The sequence below is a fragment of the Mesorhizobium sp. 131-2-1 genome, from assembly GCF_016756535.1.
Lineage (GTDB): Bacteria > Pseudomonadota > Alphaproteobacteria > Rhizobiales > Rhizobiaceae > Mesorhizobium.
In genome coordinates, this window is record NZ_AP023247.1 from 1,213,032 (window position 1) to 1,230,698 (window position 17,667).

At 64.4% G+C, this 17,667-nt stretch carries 21 protein-coding genes and 1 other RNA gene; 9 read left to right on the forward strand and 13 right to left on the reverse strand.

The window, feature by feature from the left end:
- Positions 1-49 precede the first annotated feature (49 nt).
- Complete coding sequence (locus tag JG743_RS05905) at positions 50-391, reverse strand: hypothetical protein (protein WP_202298892.1); 342 nt, start codon at positions 389-391, stop codon at positions 50-52.
- Positions 392-1,231 (reverse strand): AAA family ATPase, encoded by an 840-nt coding sequence (locus JG743_RS05910; RefSeq protein WP_202298893.1) that lies wholly within the window; start codon positions 1,229-1,231, stop codon positions 392-394. It abuts the gene before it with no gap.
- 170 nt (positions 1,232-1,401) lie between these two features.
- Here JG743_RS05910 and ssrS point away from each other — a divergent pair.
- The 6 genes from ssrS to JG743_RS05940 all read left to right on the forward strand — a co-directional run bounded on the left by ssrS (position 1,402) and on the right by JG743_RS05940 (position 5,270).
- A non-coding RNA gene (ssrS, locus tag JG743_RS05915) (6S RNA) lies at positions 1,402-1,557 on the forward strand.
- 94 nt (positions 1,558-1,651) lie between these two features.
- Positions 1,652-2,239, forward strand: coding sequence for a 5-formyltetrahydrofolate cyclo-ligase (locus JG743_RS05920; protein ID WP_202298894.1), 588 nt, complete (start codon positions 1,652-1,654; stop codon positions 2,237-2,239).
- 77 nt (positions 2,240-2,316) lie between these two features.
- Positions 2,317-3,141 (forward strand): TIGR00282 family metallophosphoesterase, encoded by an 825-nt coding sequence (locus JG743_RS05925; RefSeq protein ID WP_202298895.1) that lies wholly within the window; start codon positions 2,317-2,319, stop codon positions 3,139-3,141.
- Between the two features lie 71 nt (positions 3,142-3,212).
- Positions 3,213-3,980: a TerC family protein gene (locus JG743_RS05930; RefSeq protein WP_202298896.1), complete on the forward strand. Its 768-nt coding sequence runs from the start codon at positions 3,213-3,215 to the stop codon at positions 3,978-3,980.
- Between the two features lie 238 nt (positions 3,981-4,218).
- Positions 4,219-4,968, forward strand: a complete 750-nt coding sequence (locus JG743_RS05935; protein ID WP_202298897.1) for a YebC/PmpR family DNA-binding transcriptional regulator — start codon at positions 4,219-4,221, stop codon at positions 4,966-4,968.
- Positions 4,969-4,979: 11 nt separating this feature from the next.
- Positions 4,980-5,270, forward strand: coding sequence for a SelT/SelW/SelH family protein (locus JG743_RS05940; RefSeq protein WP_202298898.1), 291 nt, complete (start codon positions 4,980-4,982; stop codon positions 5,268-5,270).
- 158 nt (positions 5,271-5,428) lie between these two features.
- Here JG743_RS05940 and JG743_RS05945 read toward each other — a convergent pair whose 3' ends face one another.
- Both JG743_RS05945 and JG743_RS05950 read right to left on the reverse strand, forming a co-directional pair.
- Positions 5,429-5,905 carry an anthrone oxygenase family protein gene (locus JG743_RS05945; RefSeq protein ID WP_202298899.1) on the reverse strand — a complete coding sequence of 159 codons (477 nt, stop codon included), beginning with the start codon at positions 5,903-5,905 and terminating at the stop codon, positions 5,429-5,431.
- A 1-nt stretch (position 5,906) separates the two neighbouring features.
- Positions 5,907-6,731 carry an NAD(P)H-binding protein gene (locus tag JG743_RS05950; protein WP_202298900.1) on the reverse strand — a complete coding sequence of 275 codons (825 nt, stop codon included), beginning with the start codon at positions 6,729-6,731 and terminating at the stop codon, positions 5,907-5,909.
- Between the two features lie 114 nt (positions 6,732-6,845).
- Here JG743_RS05950 and JG743_RS05955 point away from each other — a divergent pair, with 114 nt between their 5' ends.
- Positions 6,846-7,490 (forward strand): TetR/AcrR family transcriptional regulator, encoded by a 645-nt coding sequence (locus tag JG743_RS05955; protein WP_202298901.1) that lies wholly within the window; start codon positions 6,846-6,848, stop codon positions 7,488-7,490.
- Between the two features lie 9 nt (positions 7,491-7,499).
- Here JG743_RS05955 and JG743_RS05960 read toward each other — a convergent pair whose 3' ends face one another.
- Both JG743_RS05960 and rpmE read right to left on the reverse strand, forming a co-directional pair.
- A complete protein-coding gene (locus JG743_RS05960; RefSeq protein WP_202298902.1) occupies positions 7,500-8,000 on the reverse strand; it encodes a hypothetical protein in 501 nt (166 codons plus the stop codon).
- 102 nt (positions 8,001-8,102) lie between these two features.
- A complete protein-coding gene (gene rpmE, locus JG743_RS05965; RefSeq protein WP_202298903.1) occupies positions 8,103-8,324 on the reverse strand; it encodes a 50S ribosomal protein L31 in 222 nt (73 codons plus the stop codon).
- A 205-nt stretch (positions 8,325-8,529) separates the two neighbouring features.
- Here rpmE and JG743_RS05970 point away from each other — a divergent pair, with 205 nt between their 5' ends.
- On the forward strand, positions 8,530-10,332 hold the full coding sequence (locus tag JG743_RS05970) for an ABC transporter transmembrane domain-containing protein (RefSeq protein ID WP_202298904.1): 1,803 nt from the start codon (positions 8,530-8,532) through the stop codon (positions 10,330-10,332).
- Positions 10,333-10,376: 44 nt separating this feature from the next.
- Here JG743_RS05970 and JG743_RS05975 read toward each other — a convergent pair whose 3' ends face one another.
- Positions 10,377-11,864: a carboxypeptidase M32 gene (locus tag JG743_RS05975; protein WP_202298905.1), complete on the reverse strand. Its 1,488-nt coding sequence runs from the start codon at positions 11,862-11,864 to the stop codon at positions 10,377-10,379.
- Positions 11,865-12,015: 151 nt separating this feature from the next.
- On the opposite strand from JG743_RS05975, the gene JG743_RS05980 reads away from it, so the two are divergent.
- Entirely contained in the window at positions 12,016-12,369 is a 354-nt protein-coding gene (locus tag JG743_RS05980) for a DUF1304 domain-containing protein (RefSeq protein WP_202298906.1), read from the forward strand.
- Positions 12,370-12,432: 63 nt separating this feature from the next.
- On the opposite strand, the gene JG743_RS05985 is transcribed toward JG743_RS05980, so the two are convergent.
- The 6 genes from JG743_RS05985 to efp form a co-directional block, all read right to left on the reverse strand.
- Positions 12,433-12,858, reverse strand: a complete 426-nt coding sequence (locus JG743_RS05985) for a hypothetical protein (RefSeq protein WP_202298907.1) — start codon at positions 12,856-12,858, stop codon at positions 12,433-12,435.
- A gap of 241 nt (positions 12,859-13,099) precedes the next feature.
- Positions 13,100-14,128 (reverse strand): peptidoglycan -binding protein, encoded by a 1,029-nt coding sequence (locus tag JG743_RS05990; protein WP_126057852.1) that lies wholly within the window; start codon positions 14,126-14,128, stop codon positions 13,100-13,102.
- A gap of 1 nt (position 14,129) precedes the next feature.
- On the reverse strand, positions 14,130-15,155 hold the full coding sequence (locus tag JG743_RS05995; protein WP_202298908.1) for a MotA/TolQ/ExbB proton channel family protein: 1,026 nt from the start codon (positions 15,153-15,155) through the stop codon (positions 14,130-14,132).
- A 204-nt stretch (positions 15,156-15,359) separates the two neighbouring features.
- The gene (gene trhA / locus JG743_RS06000; RefSeq protein WP_202298909.1) at positions 15,360-16,052 is read right to left on the reverse strand and encodes a PAQR family membrane homeostasis protein TrhA; all 693 of its coding nucleotides are present in this window, start codon (positions 16,050-16,052) and stop codon (positions 15,360-15,362) included.
- 115 nt (positions 16,053-16,167) lie between these two features.
- A complete protein-coding gene (locus JG743_RS06005) occupies positions 16,168-16,968 on the reverse strand; it encodes an inositol monophosphatase family protein (protein ID WP_202298910.1) in 801 nt (266 codons plus the stop codon).
- 24 nt (positions 16,969-16,992) lie between these two features.
- The gene (gene efp / locus JG743_RS06010; RefSeq protein ID WP_202298911.1) at positions 16,993-17,559 is read right to left on the reverse strand and encodes an elongation factor P; all 567 of its coding nucleotides are present in this window, start codon (positions 17,557-17,559) and stop codon (positions 16,993-16,995) included.
- Positions 17,560-17,667: the final 108 nt, after the last annotated feature.

Consider the following 17,667-nt stretch of genomic DNA (forward strand, 5'->3'; position numbering starts at 1 on the left):
CCCATCGGTCACGCAACAGTCCACGTGCACACGACCGTCTGATCCTGGTCTAGTCAGATTGATCGCCCGAAAGAAGCTGGCTCGCCAAGACTTCAAACCGACAGGTACCCTCAAGGGATTCTACCAACCAGCCGTCATCTGTGTCGACCTCCGCAATCAATCGCCCTTCCTCATCACAGGACCGGGACAACACCAGACAGCGCAGGCCACCTTTACGCGGATATGTGCTTTTGGCATCCAGCCATTCGCCCGAGACAAGGGCTTGTTTTTCATGGAATTTCCATTTGCGGCCAAATCGATCATCGAATTCAAATTCGATGATTCCGGGCTGCGGCTCGTCATCGACCCAGCGTGTAATGGAAATATCTATCTCTGCGTGTTCTTTTGACACCTAGCCCTGCCGTCTCGCCATAAAGGCCAGGCGCTCGAACAGGTGCACGTCCTGTTCGTTCTTCAACAGCGCGCCATGCAGCCTCGGCAGCATGTTCTTGGGGTCGGCGCGCAGGTCCTCGGGCGCGATGTCGTCGGCAACCAGCAGGCGGATCCAGTCGAGCGCCTCGGAGGTCGACGGCTTCTTCTTCAATCCCGGAACGTCGCGGATCTCGTAGAACTGGGTGAGGGCTGCCCGCACCAGGTTCTGCTTGATGCCGGGGTAGTGGACGTCGACGATGCGATGCAGCGTCTCGATGTCGGGGAAGCGGATGTAGTGGAAGAAGCAGCGGCGCAGGAAGGCGTCCGGCAGTTCCTTCTCGTTGTTGGAGGTGATGATGACGATCGGCCTGAGCGCCGCGCGGATCGTCTCCCCGGTCTCGTAGACGAAGAACTCCATCCGGTCGAGTTCCTGCAGCAGGTCGTTGGGGAACTCGATGTCGGCCTTGTCGATCTCGTCGATCAGAAGCACGACCTTCCTCGGTGCGGCGAACGCATCCCAAAGCTTGCCGCGCTTGATGTAATTCCTGATGTCGTTGAAGCGGTCGTCGCCGAGCTGGCTGTCGCGCAGGCGCGAGACGGCGTCATATTCGTAGAGGCCCTGCTGCGCCTTGGTGGTCGACTTGACGTTCCATTCGATGAAGTCCAGCCCGAGCGCCGCCGCCACCTGGCGGGCCAGCTCGGTCTTGCCGGTGCCGGGCTCGCCTTTGACCAGCAAGGGCCGCTCCAAAGCGATCGCCGCGTTGACCGCAACCATCAGATCCTTGTCGGCGACATAGGCCGCGGTGCCTTCGAAACGCATCTTTGCTCCCTGGTTCGTTCGGGCCGACCGTAAGGAGGCAACCTCGACAGCGCAAGGCAGGGCAGCGCCGCAAGGCCCGCACTGGGCTCGATGGCCAAGCGTTGCGCGAAAAGGGCAATTGGATTCCCGTTTCTCTGGCGCTCGGGCAGCCATCGGCCTATATTGGTCTTGGCGGTCTGCGCTTCCCGGCAGGAGACACTTTTCCCCGGGGCCTTAACGATCCTTAGGGAGCTGTCCCTGGGAAGACCCGTGGGTTTTCTCACACGGCGCCCACCTACTTTGTAGGCACCCGGGATCGACTTCTCCACCGGTTGTGTGGATCGTCACCTGACTGCAAGGAATCCACGCCCCGTGGATGATGTGTTAGAAAACGTCGCTTCCAAAACTCCATCCAAATCTGACCTTTTCTAGCGTTTGCGCATGACATCTCCCAAAGACCTGAAAAAACATCTGCGCAAGGAAGCGCTGGCGCGACGCGACGCGCTGGACGAATTCTGGCGCGTGGAGATTGCGCTCGAAATGGCCGAGACGGCGCGCGACCAGATCGCGGTCGAGCCGGGACAGATCATCTCCGGCTTCTGGCCGATGCGCTCCGAGGTCGACGTGCGGCCGCTGATGCTGGTGTTGCGCGAAAAGGGCGCGCGACTCTGCCTGCCTGCCATCCTCGACAAGACGACAATCGTCTTTCGCGAGCTGGTGCGCGGCACGCCGCTGGTCGAGATGGGCTTCGGCACGGTCGGTCCGCATGAGGAAGCGCCTGTGCTAGACCCCTCGGTGATGCTGATACCGCTCGCCGCTTTCGACGCGCGCGGCCACCGCATCGGCTACGGCGCCGGCTATTACGACCGGGCCATCGCCAAGCTCGTCGAAAAGGGGCTGACACCCAGGCTTATCGGCATTGCCTTCGACTGCCAGGAGGTGGCGCAGGTGCCGGATGAGAACCATGATGTGATCATCGCGGAAATACTCACCGAGAGCGGGTTGCGCCGGTTCACGCCGGAATTGTAGAAAAGCGTCTGAGAACGCATGATCTTTTGCGGAAAGTCATGCAGCTTTTGCTTGGCGGACTTTCAGCGCGGGATCGTATGAGACTTCTTTTCCTCGGCGACATGGTCGGAAAAACTGGACGCACGGCGGTGTGGGAGCAACTGCCGGGCCTGATTTCCGACTTCAAGCTCGACTTCGTGATCGTCAACGGCGAGAACGCTGCCGGCGGCTTCGGCATCACTGAGGAGATCTTCCGCGAGACGCTCGCTGCCGGCGCCGATGTCGTGACCACCGGCAACCATGTCTGGGACCAGCGCGACGCGCTGGTATTCGCCCCGCGTGAGGAGCGTTTCCTGCGCCCCTCCAATTTCCCCAAGGGCACGCCGGGGCGCGGTTCCGGCGTCTACATCGCCAGGAACGGCGCGCGGGTGCTGGTCGCCAACATCATGGGGCGCGTCTTCATGCACCCCGAGCTCGACGACCCGTTCCAGGCCGGCGAGCGCGAGCTTGCGGCCTGCCCGCTTGGCGAGCAGGCCGATGCGGTCGTCATCGACTTCCACGCCGAGGCAACGTCGGAAAAGATGTGCTTCGCGCACTTCGTCGATGGCCGAGCCAGCCTTGTCGTCGGCACCCATACGCATCAGCCGACCGCGGATCACCAGATCCTCAATGGTGGCACCGGCTACATGTCGGACGCCGGCATGTGCGGCGACTATGATTCCTCGCTCGGCATGGACAAGGAGGAGCCGCTCAACCGCTTCCTGTCGAAAGTGCCGAAAGGCCGCTTCGAGGCGGCGAACGGCCCGGCGACGCTCTGCGGCGTCGGCGTCGAGATTTCCGATCGCACCGGGCTGGCCGAAAAAATCGCGCCGTTTCGTCGCGGGCCCAGGCTGGAGGAAACCGCTCCGTCCTTCTGGTCGTGACATTGATATGAGCGGCGTCAGTACCTAACTGGCGGCGACACCTGCTTCAGATCGTAGAGGGGACGACCTCCATGCAGCTCATCGAATTCCTGGCGCCGCACTTTGCCTTTGTCTCCGACCCGACCGCCTGGGTGGCGCTGCTGACACTCGTGGTATTGGAGGTCGTGCTCGGCATCGACAATCTGATCTTCATCTCGATCCTCACCAACAAGCTGCCGCAGGCGCAGCGCGCCCGCGCCCGCCGGCTCGGCATCTCGGCGGCGCTGATCATGCGGCTGGTGCTGCTTGCCACCATCTCGATCATCGTCCAGCTGACGACGCCGGTGTTCACCGCGCTCGGCCACGGCTTTTCCTGGCGCGACCTGATCCTGATCGCCGGCGGCCTGTTCCTGGTCTGGAAGGCGACCAAGGAAATCCACCACACCGTCGATCCCGAGGACCACAAGGACACGATGCTCGGCGAGACGCTGCAGATATCGCTCGCCGGCGCCATCTTCCAGATCCTGTTGCTCGACCTCGTCTTCTCGATCGATTCGATCATCACCGCCGTCGGCATGACCGACGAGATCGCCATCATGTACATCGCTGTCATCGTCGCGGTGAGCGTGATGATGCTGGCGGCCGGGCCGCTTGCCGATTTCATCGCCAAGAACCCCAGCATCGTCATGCTGGCGCTGGGCTTCCTGCTGATGATCGGCATGACGCTGATTGCCGACGGCATGGGCTATCACGTGCCCAAGGGCTACATCTACGCGGCGATGGGCTTTTCGGCGCTGGTCGAGGGCCTCAACATGCTGGCGCGGCGGCGCAGGAAGGCAAGGTCCGGCGAAGGGCATTGACGCGAAGCGCCCTTCGTCATCGCCTCCGAGGCCCACGGCAGATCCCTCGCGCGTCCGATACCACGCGCGGCTGGACGAATTGAGCCGATTTATCTATAAGCCGGCCATTCCGAAAGAGCGCCGTATGCCTTGCAGGGATACTGGGGACGCTCTGATATTTTGAATTCGAGCATTTTGCCAAGAGCAAGGTGACTGCACCTGGCCTCAGAATGCTCTAGCCGAACACGACAGGGGTGCCATGGCTGGCCATTCACAGTTCAAGAACATCATGCACCGCAAGGGCCGCCAGGATGCGGTGCGGTCGAAAATGTTTTCCAAGCTGGCGCGCGAAATCACCGTCGCGGCCAAGACCGGCACGCCGGATCCGGCGATGAACCCGCGGCTGCGCCTTGCCGTGCAGAACGCCAAGGCCGTGTCGATGCCGAAGGACAACATCCAGCGCGCTATCAACAAGGCTTCGGCCGGCGATGGCGAAAACTACGAGGCGGTTCGCTACGAGGGCTACGGCCCGGGCGGCGTGGCGCTGATCGTCGAGGCGCTGACCGACAATCGCAACCGTTCGGCCTCCAACGTGCGCGCGGCCTTCACCAAGGCCGGCGGCGCGCTCGGCGAAACCGGCTCGGTGTCGTTCATGTGGAACCGGGTCGGCGAGATCTATTACCGGGCTGCGGCCGGCGACGCCGACAAGGTCATGGAAGCGGCGATCGAGGCCGGCGCGGACGACGTGGAATCTGACGAGGAAGGCCACACCATCTACTGCACCTTCGAGAATCTCGGCGATGTGTCGAAGGCGCTCGAAGCCTCGCTCGGCGAAGCGGAATCGGTGAAGCCGATCTGGCAGCCGCAGAACAACGTTCCGGTCGACGAGGAACGCGCGCAGTCGCTGATGAAGCTGGTCGCCACGCTCGAGGATGACGACGACGTGCAGAGCGTCTACGCCAACTTCGAGGTCGACGACGAGACCATGGCCAAGCTCAGCGCGGCCTAAACCTACGCGACATGAGCGAAGCACCGCTGCCCACCATCCGCATCACCTATTGCACGCAGTGCCAGTGGCTGCTGCGTGCCGGCTGGATGGCGCAGGAGCTCTTGTCCACCTTCGGCACCGATCTCGGTGAAGTGACGCTGGTGCCGGGCACCGGCGGCGTCTTCAGCATTTCCTGCAACGACACGCTGGTCTGGGAGCGCAAGCGCGACGGCGGCTTTCCGGATGCGGCGAAGCTCAAGCAACTGGTGCGCGACGTCATCGATCCGGACCGCGATCTCGGCCATGCCGACCGCAAAGGCTAAGCTGCATTGATATTCAGGTGAGGCCGGCCTGCAAACGCTGCTTTCCTGCGCTTCCGGTGCTCACGTACTTTAAGTACGCTCCGCTCCGGTTCTCGGAAATCACCGTCTTCGGCTCGGCCTGACCTGAATCTCAACACAGCTTCACTGCCATATCCCTTTCAGAGCAGTGCGAAGATAAAGCAGGCCATCGCCACGATGGCGGTGACGGTGCGGACGTGGTTCCACATCACCCATTGGCTCAGATGGTTCGCCCACACAGCGGCGCCATTGCTGCTGGCCGGGTCGACGGCGGCGAGCGCATCGTTGAGCGGCACGTTGAAGACCATGGTCACGATCGGGTTGCCGATCAGGTAGAGCACCGCCCCGGCAAGCAGCCAGTACGAGCCGGACTGGCTCCAGCCCATGATGGCGGCGGCGATAAGCACCAGACAGAGCAGGCCGGTGCCGAAAAGCGCCGTCATGAAGGTTGGGGTGATCACCGTGATGTTGATCGAGTTCATTGCGGCGATGCCGCTTGGGACGGGCAGCCGGGCAAGCGCCGCCATGACGAAGTTGGAGAAGGCGAAGAACACGCCGCCGACGACGCCCGAGCCGATGGCCGCAATGAAGGTTAGGGTGGGAAGAAGCTTGGTCATCTCACTTGCTCCAGATGCCGGTTGCGGCGGTTTCGGTTGCGTAGGCGGAAAAGTCCTTCGGCTGGCGGCCGAGCGCGCGCTGCACGCCGTCTGTCAACGTCTCGTTGCGCCCGTCGAGCACCTTCGTGAAGAGCTCGTCGAGCAGCCAGGCGAATTCCGGCGGCAGGTTGTGCGCCGCCACCGCGTCGGTGAATTCGGCATGCGAGATCTGCCGGTAGCGGATGTCGCGGCCGGTGGCCCTGCCGATCTCGGTGACGGCGTCGGCAAAGCTCAGCAGGCGTGGGCCGGTGAGCTCGTAAAGCTGGCCGATATGACCCGGCTCCGTCAGGACGGTTTCGGCGACGTCGGCGATGTCGTCGACATCGACGAAAGGTTCCCCGACATTGCCGACCGGCAAGGCGACCTCGCCTTCGAGAATGGACTCGACCAGGAAGCCCTCGCTGAAATTCTGCGAGAACCAGGAGCAGCGCAGGATGGTCCAGTCGGCGCCCGAGGCCTTCAACATCTCCTCGGCGCGCTGCGCTTCGGTTTCGCCACGGCCGGAGAGCAGCACCAACCGCTTGACGCCGCATTCGACAGCGAGCTGGGCAAACGCCTCGACGGTTTCGGCGGCGCCCGGCACGGCGATGTCCGGATAGTAGCTGATGTAGACGGCGTCGACACCTTCGAGCGCCCGGCCCCATGTTGCCTTGTCCAGCCAGTCGAAGGGCGGCGTGCCTGCGCGGGAGCCGATCCGCACAGGAATGTTCTTGGCGGTCAGCCGTTCGGCCAGGCGCCGGCCGGTCTTGCCGGTGCCGCCCAGGATCAAAACAGGTTTCGTATTCATCTCGATCTCCTCGTTCTGAAAAAGGTGAGTAATCCTCACATTTGCAAAACGTGATAAACCCTCGTATTTTGCGAGTCAAGCCAATTTTGTCGAAAGCAGGCTCCGGAGAGGTCCATGGAAGGCAGGGGGGATGCGCCGCATCAGCAGGATGGGCAGATTGCGTCGCCGCGCCGGTCCCCGACCCAGCAGCGCAGCCGCGAGCGGGTCGAGCGCATGCTTGCCGCCGCCTCGGCGCTGATCGCGGAGCAGGGCAGCGACGCGATGCGCATGGGCGAGGTTGCGGAGCGGGCAGGCGTGTCGATCGGCTCGCTCTACCAGTTCTTCCCCGACAAGCGGGCGATCGTCTGGGCGCTGGCCGAACGCTACACCGCCGAGAGCCAGGCCTGCATCGCCGCGGCGCTCAAGGATGTCGGCGACGCCGAGGGCCTCAGCCGGGCGTTCTCGGAACTGGTCGATATCTATTACCGGCTGTTCCTGGCCGAGCCGGTGATGCGCGACATCTGGTCGGGCACGCAGGCCGACAAGGCACTGCGCGCGCTGGAACTGGCCGACAGCCGCGCCAATGCCGAATTCCTCGTCGCGGTGCTAAAGCGATTGCGGCCGGATGCCGACCCGGTGGCGCTGGAGACGACGGCGTTCCTGGTCTGGCAGATGGGCGAGGCCGCCATGCGGCTGGCGATCTCGGTCGACCGGCAGGAAGGCGACAGGCTGGTCGCGGCGTACAAGCGCATGGCGCTGAGGGAACTGCTTGCCGAGTAGGGGCGCGCTCTAGCGGCCGAGATAATCCCGGAGCATTTCGGCGCGTTCGTCTTCCGTGCACATCGCCATGCGGGCGAGGCTGAACTGACCTCGATGAAGCGCGACGACTGCCAAGGCGCAGGTCACGGTCTCGTCATCGCCCGGCACTGCCAGATCACGCAACGCCAACTGGAAAAGTGTCTGCCAAGCCGCTTTGTAGTGCGGTTCGATCCAATCCGGGATCGGTGGGTTCCGGTCATCGAGCAGTCGGGCTTCCTCGATCGTCGCGGCTAGGCCGTAGGCACCCCAATAGGCCGGAGTTTGGTCTTCCGAGACGCGAACGATTTCCACGACTGCGGCGTAGGACGCGTCTCCGACATCCCCCTGATGATGCAATTCGTTCCAGAGTTCGTCCCATGCCGACTTGCTGCTGTAGTGAACGGCCAGCGTGCGCAAGGCCGGTCGCGGATCATAGACGACTTTGTATCCGCCCTTGAGGACGGACCATCGCCCGTCGTTGAGAATAGACATGGCACCCTCCCTGACGGATTGCGTTCCACCATGCGACTTGCGGGTCAACAAAAAACCCGCCTCGAGGGCGGGTTTTTGATCTGCGACAATGCCGGAATGGGCTTAAAGGCCGAAACCTTCGAAGCGCTTCTTGAACTTCGACAGGCGGCCGCCGCGGTCGAGCAGGGTCTGCTGGCCGCCGGTCCAGGCCGGGTGCGTGGTCGGGTCGATATCGAGGTTCATCGTATCGCCTTCCTTGCCCCAGGTCGAACGGGTCACGTATTCGGTGCCGTCGGTCATGACGACCTTGATGGTGTGGTAATCGGGATGGATGTTGGTCTTCATGGTTCTGTTCCTGGCTTGCCGGCGCTACTGACGGGCCCAAGGCCTGCGTCGATGCGCCCCTTTTTAAAACTCGAAGCCGCAGCTATTGAGGAGCCACGGCTTCTAAAACGGTCGGCGAGCCTATACATCAGCCGGAATTGAATCACAAGGCCGCGGCGCGCGCATATTCGAAGCGCATGACCGAAGGTGGCCAGAGGAAACGGTCATGGCGAACATCAGCGGCGAGGAAGACGGGCGCAGGCGCTCGCTCGGGCCGCTCAGGCGCCTTTATCCTTACATCTTCCGCTACCGCAAGATGGTCATCGGCGCGATCATATCGCTGGTCGTGGCCGCAGCGACGACGCTGGCCTTGCCGATGGCCGTGCGCCGCATGATCGACCATGGGTTTTCCGCCTCCGATTCCAAATTCATCGCTGAATATTTCGCCATGCTGGTGGTGATGGCTGCATTGCTGGCTGCGGCCTCGGCCAGCCGCTATTATTTCGTCATCACGCTCGGCGAGCGTGTCGTCGCCGACATCCGCCGCGACGTTTTCGCCCATGTCACGACGCTGTCGCCGGCCTTTTTCGACACGGCCCAGTCGGGCGAGATCGTGTCGCGGCTCGCCGCCGACACCACGCAGGTGAAGTCGGCGGTCGGCGCCACCGCCTCGGTGGCGCTGCGCAACGTCATCCTCGGTCTCGGCGCCGTGGCGATGATGGTGTTCACCAGCCCGAAACTGTCCGGCCTGGTCATCGCCGCCATCCCGCTCATCGTGCTGCCGCTGGTCGCGTTCGGCCGTTCGGTGAGGCGCAAGTCGCGGCAGGCGCAGGACACGCTGGCCGACGCCACCGCCTATGCCAGCGAGCAGATCGGCGCGGTGCGCACGCTGCAGGCCTTCACCAACGAGAGGCTGGTCACGGGGCGCTTCTCCGGCGCCGTGGAGGCCGCGTTCGAGGCGGCGCGCAGCTCGGTCTTTGCCCGCTCCTTCCTCACCTTCTTCGCCATCTTCATGATCTTTTCCTCGGTGGTGGCGGTGCTCTGGTTCGGCTCGCGCGACGTGCTTTCCGGCGCGATCTCGCCGGGCACGCTCGGCCAATTCCTGCTCTATTCGGTGTTCGCCGCCGGCGCGCTCGGCGCGCTGTCGGAAGTGTGGGGCGAACTCGCCCAGGCGGCTGGCGCGGCCGAACGGCTGACCGAGATCCTGGCCGAGCGGCCGGCGATCCAGCCGCCCGCCGATCCGCGGCCGCTGCCGGCAAAGGCGAAAGGCGCAATCAGCTTCGATGACGTCTCCTTCTCCTATCCGGCGCGGCCGGATCGCGCCGCGGTGCATGGCCTCAGCTTCCAGGTGAAGCCCGGCGAGACAGTGGCCATCGTCGGCCCTTCCGGCGCTGGCAAGAGCACGGTGTTTTCGCTGATCCTGCGCTTCTACGATCCCGAGACCGGCCGCATCGTCATCGACGGCGTCGATCTGCGCGAGGCCGATCCGGTGGCGATCAGGCAGCGCATCGCCATCGTGCCGCAGGACGTCACCATCTTCGCGGCCAGCGCGCGCGACAATATCGGCTTCGGCCGGCCCGGCGCCAGTGATGCCGAGATCGGGGCGGCGGCGAAGGCGGCACTCGCCGACGAATTCATCCTCAAGCTGGAAAAGGGCTATGACAGCCAGGTCGGCGAGCGCGGCGTGACGCTGTCGGGCGGTCAGCGCCAGCGCGTGGCGATCGCCCGCGCCATCCTGCGCGACGCACCGATCCTGTTGCTGGACGAAGCGACCTCGGCGCTCGACGCCGAAAGCGAGACGCTGGTGCAGACGGCGCTGGAGCGGCTGATGCAGGGCCGCACCACCATCGTCATCGCGCACCGGCTGGCGACGGTGCTGAAGGCCGACCGGATCCTGGTCATGGAAGGCGGCCGCATCGTCGAGGAAGGCACCCACCAGAGCCTGGTCGCCAAGGGCGGCATCTATGCGCGGCTGGCCAAGCTGCAGTTCGAGACCGGCGCGAGCGCCTTCAAGGGCGCGGCGGAGTAGCAGACTCCAACCGGCATGGCGCAGGCCTCATACGGCCCTCGCCGTCACGCCGTGCCATAGCGCTTGCGCAGATGCTCGGTGAAATACGCTGCATTGAGCTTCTCACCGGTGGCGCGTTCGAGCAGGTCCGGGGTCGACCAGCGCGAGCCTTGCGCCCAGATCCTTTCCCGCCGCCAGGCGTTGATGGCGCTGAAGTCGCCCCTGGCGAGGTCGTCGTCGGCGGACGGATGCTCGCGCGTCAGCGCCGCCCATTGCTGCGCCGCCATCATGGCGCCCAGCGTATAGGACGGGAAATAGCCGAAGGCGGCGCCTGGCCAGTGCACATCCTGCATCGGTCCGTCGGCCGGATTGTCCAGGGTCGACAGGCCAAGGTATTCGCGCATCTTGGCGTCCCAGGCTTCGGGCAGGTCGGCAACCTCCAGCCGCCCTGAGACGAGCTCCTGCTCCAATTCGTAGCGCAGGATGACATGCAGCGGGTAGGTGACCTCGTCGGCGTCGACGCGGATCAGGCCGCGCTCGACCCAGTGCACATGCGGCAGGATGTCGTCGATCGACCAGGTCTCGCCAAGATGCTTCTCGACCACCGGCAGGGCCCAGCGCCAGAAGGCCGGATTGCGGCCGACCTGCTTTTCGACGAACAGGCTCTGGCTTTCGTGCACCGCCATGCCGCGCGCCTTGCCGAGCGGCCAGTGTGCCCAGGCCTTGGGCAGGTTCTGCTCGTAAAGCGCATGGCCGGTCTCGTGCAGCACGCCCATCAGCGCCGACAGGAAATCGGTGGTCTTGTAGCGGGTGGTGATGCGCACGTCGCTCGGCACGCCGCCGCAGAAGGGATGGTGCGACACCGACAGCGATCCGTGGGTGAGGTCGAAGCCGACCGCCGCCATCATGGCAAGGCCAAGCTCGCGCTGACGCTCGATCGCGTAGCTGCCGGAAAGTGGCTTCAGCGGATGCTTCGCCAGCCGCGCCTCCTGCACCGCCAGCGCTTCCGGCACGAAACCTTTGAGAAAGCCTTTCAGCTCGGCGAAGACCGGCGTGATGTCGGCGGTGCGGTTGCCGGGGTCATATTGCTCCATCAGCGCGTCATAGGGATCGAGGCCAAGCGCATCGGCGCGCAAGGCCGCTTCCTCGCGCACCAGGGCGACCACGCCTTCCAGCGCCGGCTGGAATCCCGCCCAGTCGTTTTTCGCGCGCAGGTCGCGCCAGAGCTGCTCGGAGCGCATGCGCGCGGTCGTCTGCCGCTCAACGAACTCGACCGGCAGGCAGGTCATGTTGGTGTATTGCCGGCGCAGCTCCCTGACCGCAGCCTGCTGCTCCTCGTTCAGCGCTTCCTCTTCCGCGGTCGCGATCCAGCTGCCGATCTCCGGCGCCGTCGCCCGGGCGTGCAGCATGCCGGCGAGCGCCGACATCGCCTCGGCGCGCTTCTCGCCGCCGCCGACCGCCATATGCGTGGCCTCGTCGGCGCCGAGGATGGCGAGCGCATGCTCCAGCGCTTCGAGCTTGTGGCCGAGGTCGTCGAGTTTGTGAAAGGACATGGCGGTTCCGGTCTGGTCTGCTATCGAATTGGGTGGCGCGAAAAGATACCAACGCGCCGGCCTTGGCAACCCCGACCCATACGGGGTGCCAAGCCGTCTTGCGCGGGCAAGCTGCGGCGTGATCAATGTTCGCAACGAAGCGGAGGGGAATATGACAGGCAACATCCTGGTCGCGCTGGTGGCGCTGATCCACTGCTACATCGTCTATCTGGAGATGGTGCTGTGGGACACGCCGCAAGGCCACAAGGCGTTCAGGCTGACGCCGGATTTCGCCAAGGCGTCCAAGGTGCTGGCCGCCAATCAGGGACTTTATAACGGCTTTCTCGCCGCCGGGCTGATCTGGGGCCTCTATCTCGGCGCGGCCGGGTTCCAGATCAAGATGTTCTTCCTGATCTGCGTTGCCATCGCCGGTCTCTACGGAGCGGCGACCGTCAGCAGGAAGATCCTGTTCATCCAGACCGTGCCGGCCGCGATCGCCATCATCGTGCTCTGGCTGGGCTGGTAAAAAGGACGCCCTTGGGATGGAGTTCCCTCGGGCGCCAGGTGGTCCCTTCCTCGGCCCAGGCGATCAGCCGTTGGGATAGCGCCCGCCGTCGGCGCCGTCGCCCATCAGGAAGCCGGCCCCGGTGTCGATGCGGAGCGCCTGGTCGACATCGTCGATCTGGCGCAGCAGATCATGATACTGCGCTGCCGGTATCCTGCCATGATCTGCGGCGGCCGTCTTTGCGGCGGCCTGGCTGATATGGGCGGCGCGCATGCGCAGCGTCTGCGCCTCGGCCGACGTAATCGCATTCTCCTGCCGCGCATCGGTGATGCCCTGGTCGACGCCCTGCACCTGCTCGATAAGGCCGGTCACGCGCGGACCGGTGAAATCGGTCGGATCTGCCGCGTCGAGGGCGCCCTTGTGGTGTCCGGCAGCGTAAGCGCCGGCGAGCGGGGCCGTGACGAGAATTGCGGCAAGCGTAGCAGTCCTGAGGGAGATTGAAACGCGCATGGTGGCGCATCCTTTTGCTGGGGAAGGGAGCGGCCGCGCCGCTCCGCTTTCCGACCTTGTGGGCCGTCGGGTTCCGTCGCGTCGCGATGGGAGGCATCGCCGGCGGTTCTCGGCCCTGCGCGGCAAACTAGGAGCGCCCGGTCGCGAAGTGTAATTAAAAAAAGATAATCTTTTCAGGCCTTGCCGGCCACGCGCCTGCGCCCTAGCGTTGAGCTGGCGAACAAATTCGCGTGATACGCGATCACCGTTCGGTGAGCTTCAGCTCGATGCGGCGGTTCTTGCTGCGCGCCTCGTCGGTGTCGGCTGGGTCGAGCGGCTGGAACTCGCCGAAGCCGGCCGCGACCAGCCGGTTGGCCGGCACGCCGTTCTCGATCAGGAACTTCACCACCGAGGTCGAGCGCGCCGTCGACAGCTCCCAATTGTCGCGATAGCGGCCGGCACCCGAGAGCGGCTTGTTGTCGGTATGGCCGTCGACGCGCAGCACCCAGTTGATCTCCGGCGGGATCTCTTTCTGCAGCTCGATGATTGCGTCGGCGAGCTTCTTCATTTCGACCTTGCCGGCATCGTTGATCTCTTCGGAGCCGGTCGGGAACAGCACCTCCGACTGGAAGACGAAGCGATCGCCGACGATGCGGATGTTCTCGCGGTCGGCGAGGATCTCACGCAGGCGGCCGAAGAAGTCGGAGCGGTAGCGGTTCAGCTCCTGCACGCGTTGCGCCAGCGCGACGTTGAGGCGGCGGCCGAGATCGGCGATCTTGGTGTTGGAGTCGCGGTCGCGTGCCTCCGAAACGTTGAGCGCGTCCTCGAGCGCGCCGATCTGCTTGCGCAACGCCGCGATCTGCTGGTTGAGGATCTCGACCTGGCTCAGCGCCTGCTGGCTGATCTGGCGCTGGCTGTCGAGCTCGCCGGAGAGGGCCGCGGCGCGCTGGTTGGCCGCGTCGCCGGCGCCGGCGCCTTGCGCCAGCAATTGCTCGAGCCGGCTCTTTTCCGCCTCCGACGCCGATAGCGAGGCCTGCAGATTGGCGAGCGAATCCTCCCTGTCCTGCGTCGTCGAGCGCTCCAGCGCCAGAAGCTGGGTCAGTTCGTTGATCTGCGAATTGAGGCGGTTGAGCACCGTGTCCTTGCCGGAGATCTCGCGGCCGAGCAGGAACTGCGCCAAGACGAAGACGGTGAGCAGGAACATGATCGCCAGCAGCAGCGTCGACAGCGCGTCGACGAAGCCCGGCCAATAGTCGATGCGGCGATCGGCGCGCCGCCTTGCCAGCGCCACGTCAGTGCACTCCCGGCTTCTTCAGCGCGTCGGCGATCTTCTCCAGCGTGTTGCGCATCGCCTTCTGCTCGTCGGACTGCGCCTCGACCCAGTCGCGCATGATCTGCTGCTCCGAACGCATGTTCTTGACCAGGCCGGAGATGCCGTCGGCGAGGTTGGCCATCGCGGTGGCGACGCGCGGATTGGAGCCGCCGCCATTCTCCTGCAGGCTGCGCAGCCTTTCCGACAGCAGGCGGATCTCGTCGGAGGGCTCGGTCCTGGCCGAGTCGGAGACGACGATATCGTGCGACAGATCGGTGACCGAAGACAGCCAGTTTTCCAACTCGGTGTAGAAGCGGGTCTGGGCGCGGCCGGCCTGCAGGTCGAGGAAGCCGAGCACCAGCGAGCCGGAGAGGCCGAACAGCGAGGATGAAAACGCCGTGCCCATACCGGCGAGCGGCGCCGCAAGCCCTTGCTTCAGCGAATCGAGCACGGCGGCCGCGTCGCCGGTGCCAGGATCGAGCGATTCGATGGTCTCGCGGATCGAGCCGATGGTGTTGAGCAGGCCCCAGAAGGTGCCGAGCAGGCCAAGGAACACCAGCAGCCCGACGAGGTAGCGCGAGGTGTCGCGGCTTTCGTCGAGGCGGGTGGCGATGGAATCCAGCATGGTGCGCATCGAGCTGGTCGAGAAAGCGACCGTCGACGAACGGCCGATCATCGCCTTCATCGGCGCCAGCAGCACCGGTTCGGTCGTCTCCGAGCCGGCACGGAACGAGTTGACCCAGCGCACCTCGCGGAACAGGCGCCCGACCTGGACGAAGGCGAGCAGGATACCGACGACCAGCACGCCGATGATGAGGCCGTTGAGGCCGGGGTTGGTGACGAAGGCGGTCGAGATCTGGCGGGTGAGGATGGCGGCGATGAAGGCTACGATGACCAGGAAGATCACCATGGTGAGCAGGAAAACCTGGGGGCTCGACAATTTGTGCGGATCGTAAATCAGAACGTCGGAACGCCTGCCCACGCCGAAGGATCTGAGAAAAGCCATCCGAACCCCGTTTCCGATGCCGCGCCGCCGATCACGTTGACGGCGACTCTAAACGGAATTGTGACCAAATTGAATGGTGGTTGGCAATAATGCCAAGCCGGGGCTCAGAGCGCTGTTCCATCCAGATGGAATCGGGATGGGGCTCTACCTTGTTGTTGGAGCATGATCTTTCCGAAAACCGGCTCCCACTTTTGGCGTCATGCTCTAGAACCGGTTTATCACCAGACAGTCGACCATGGCGGCCAGATGCAGGCCGGCGCCGGTCACGACAAAGCCGTGCCAGACGGCATTGTGGAAGCGCAGTCCCTTCCAGGCGAAGAAGATGACACCAAGCGAATAGACGACGCCGCCGGCGACGATCAGCGCGATCGACGTCACCGGCAAGGTCCGCACCAGCGGGCCGACGAGGACGATGCCGCTCCAGCCGATGGCGAGGTAGAAGACGATCGCCAGCCGGTCGAAACGGCCGGGGAAAAGCACCTTGATGGCGATGCCGATGGCCGCTGCTGTCCAGACCAGCACGATCATCGAGACGGCGAGCGGGGAGCCGTCGATCTGGGCGAGAAAGGGCGTGTAGGTCGCGGCGATCAGCAGATAGATCGCGGCATGGTCGAAGCGGCGCAGGATCCACTTCGCCGGCGATGACACCGGCCAAAGATTATAAGCCAGCGACACCGACAGGACGGTGAGCAGCGAGACGACATAGAAGGCGGCGGCGATGTATTCGCCCGGGCCGGCATGAAAGGCGGCCAGCGCCAGGAAGGCAGAGCCCGCGGCGATCGCCAGCACGATGCCCACGGCATGGACGATGCCGTCGGCGATCATTTCGGCACGCGAATAATGCCAGCGCCCCACGAACGGGATCTCGATCTGGGATTGTGACCTGGTATCGCTCATGAACGGTCCTGCATCGCCCTCATCTGGGCATCCGCCGGACAGTATTTCAAGCTTTGGTTGCCGTTTTGCGACTGCGGCGCTTGAGCGCGGCGTGCCCGTCAGCGTGACTTGCCTGTCAACGAGAGGGCAGCGGCTTCTTCACCGTTTTCAGGAGCGCGCGCTGGATGATCTCGTTGCCGGCGACGACCGAGCCGCGCTCCAGCATGTCCTGCCCACCGTCGAAGTCGGAAGCAAAGCCGCCCGCCTCGCGGATCAGAAGCAGGCCGGCGGCCATGTCCCACGCCGACAGGCCGACCTCCCAGAAGCCGTCCATGCGGCCGGCGGCGACATAGGCGAGATCGAGCGAGGCGGAACCGAGGCGGCGCACGCCCGAGACCTCGGCCATCACATTGCGCAATTCGATCAGGAAGTTGCCGTGCTGGCCGCGGCCGAGATGCGGCACGCCGCAGCCGATCACGGCGTCGGTGAGCTTGGTGCGGCCGGCCACGCGCAGCCGGCGGTCGTTCATGAAGGCGCCGCCACCGCGCTCGGTGGTGTAGAGCTCGTCCATCGCCGGATTGTAGATGACGCCGGCGACGATCTGGCCCTGGCGCTCCAGCGCGATCGAGATGGCGAAGAGCGGGATACCGTGCAGGAAGTTGGTGGTGCCGTCGAGCGGGTCGACGATCCAGCGGTGCTGGCCATCCTCGCCCTCAATGGCGCCGCGCTCTTCCATCAGGAAGGCATAGCCGGGCCTCGCCTTCGACAGTTCTGTGAACAGGATGTCCTCTGCCTTGCGGTCGGCCTGGCTGACATAGTCGCCCGGCCCTTTCATCGACACCTGCAGGTTCTGCACTTCGCCGAAGTCGCGCGACAGCGAGCGGCCGGCCTTCATAGCGGCCTGGACCATGACATTGAGGATCGCTGAACGCGCCATTTTCTCTTCCCGCTGTCCCGCGTCCTAGTCTGCGCGGCGGATGTAGGTGATTTCGTTGGTGTCGACGATGATACGCTCGCCGGCGGCAATGAAGGGCGGCACCAGCACGCGGATGCCGTTCTCCAGCACAGCGGGCTTGTAGGACGAGGCAGCCGTCTGGCCCTTCACCACGGGGTCGGCCTCGGTGATGGCGAGTGTCACCTGGTCGGGCAGCGAAATGCCGATCGGCCGTTCCTCGTAGAGCTGGACCGTCACCATCATGCCGTCCTGCAGGAAGGCGGCGCGATCGCCAACGAAATCCTTCGCCAGTTCGAGCTGCTCGTAGCTTTCGGTATCCATGAACACCAGCGCCTCGCCCTGCTCGTAGAGGAAGGAAAAATCCTTCAAGTCGAGCCGGATCTGCTCGACGGTCTCGGCCGAGCGGAAGCGCTCGTTGAGCTTGGTTCCGGTGATGAGGTTCTTCAATTCGACCTGGTTGTAGGCGCCGCCCTTGCCGGGCTTGACGGTGTTGGTCTTGACCGCGGCCCAGAGGCCGCCATCGTGCTCGATGACGGTGCCGGGACGGATTTCGTTGCCATTGATCTTGGCCATGATGGGTTTGATCCGGGATGAGAGAGCCGCCCTGAGGGCGATTTGGCGCCTCCAAGACCACAAATCGCCCCGAGTGGCAAGGGAGAGTGGCAAGGGAACGGACGGCGG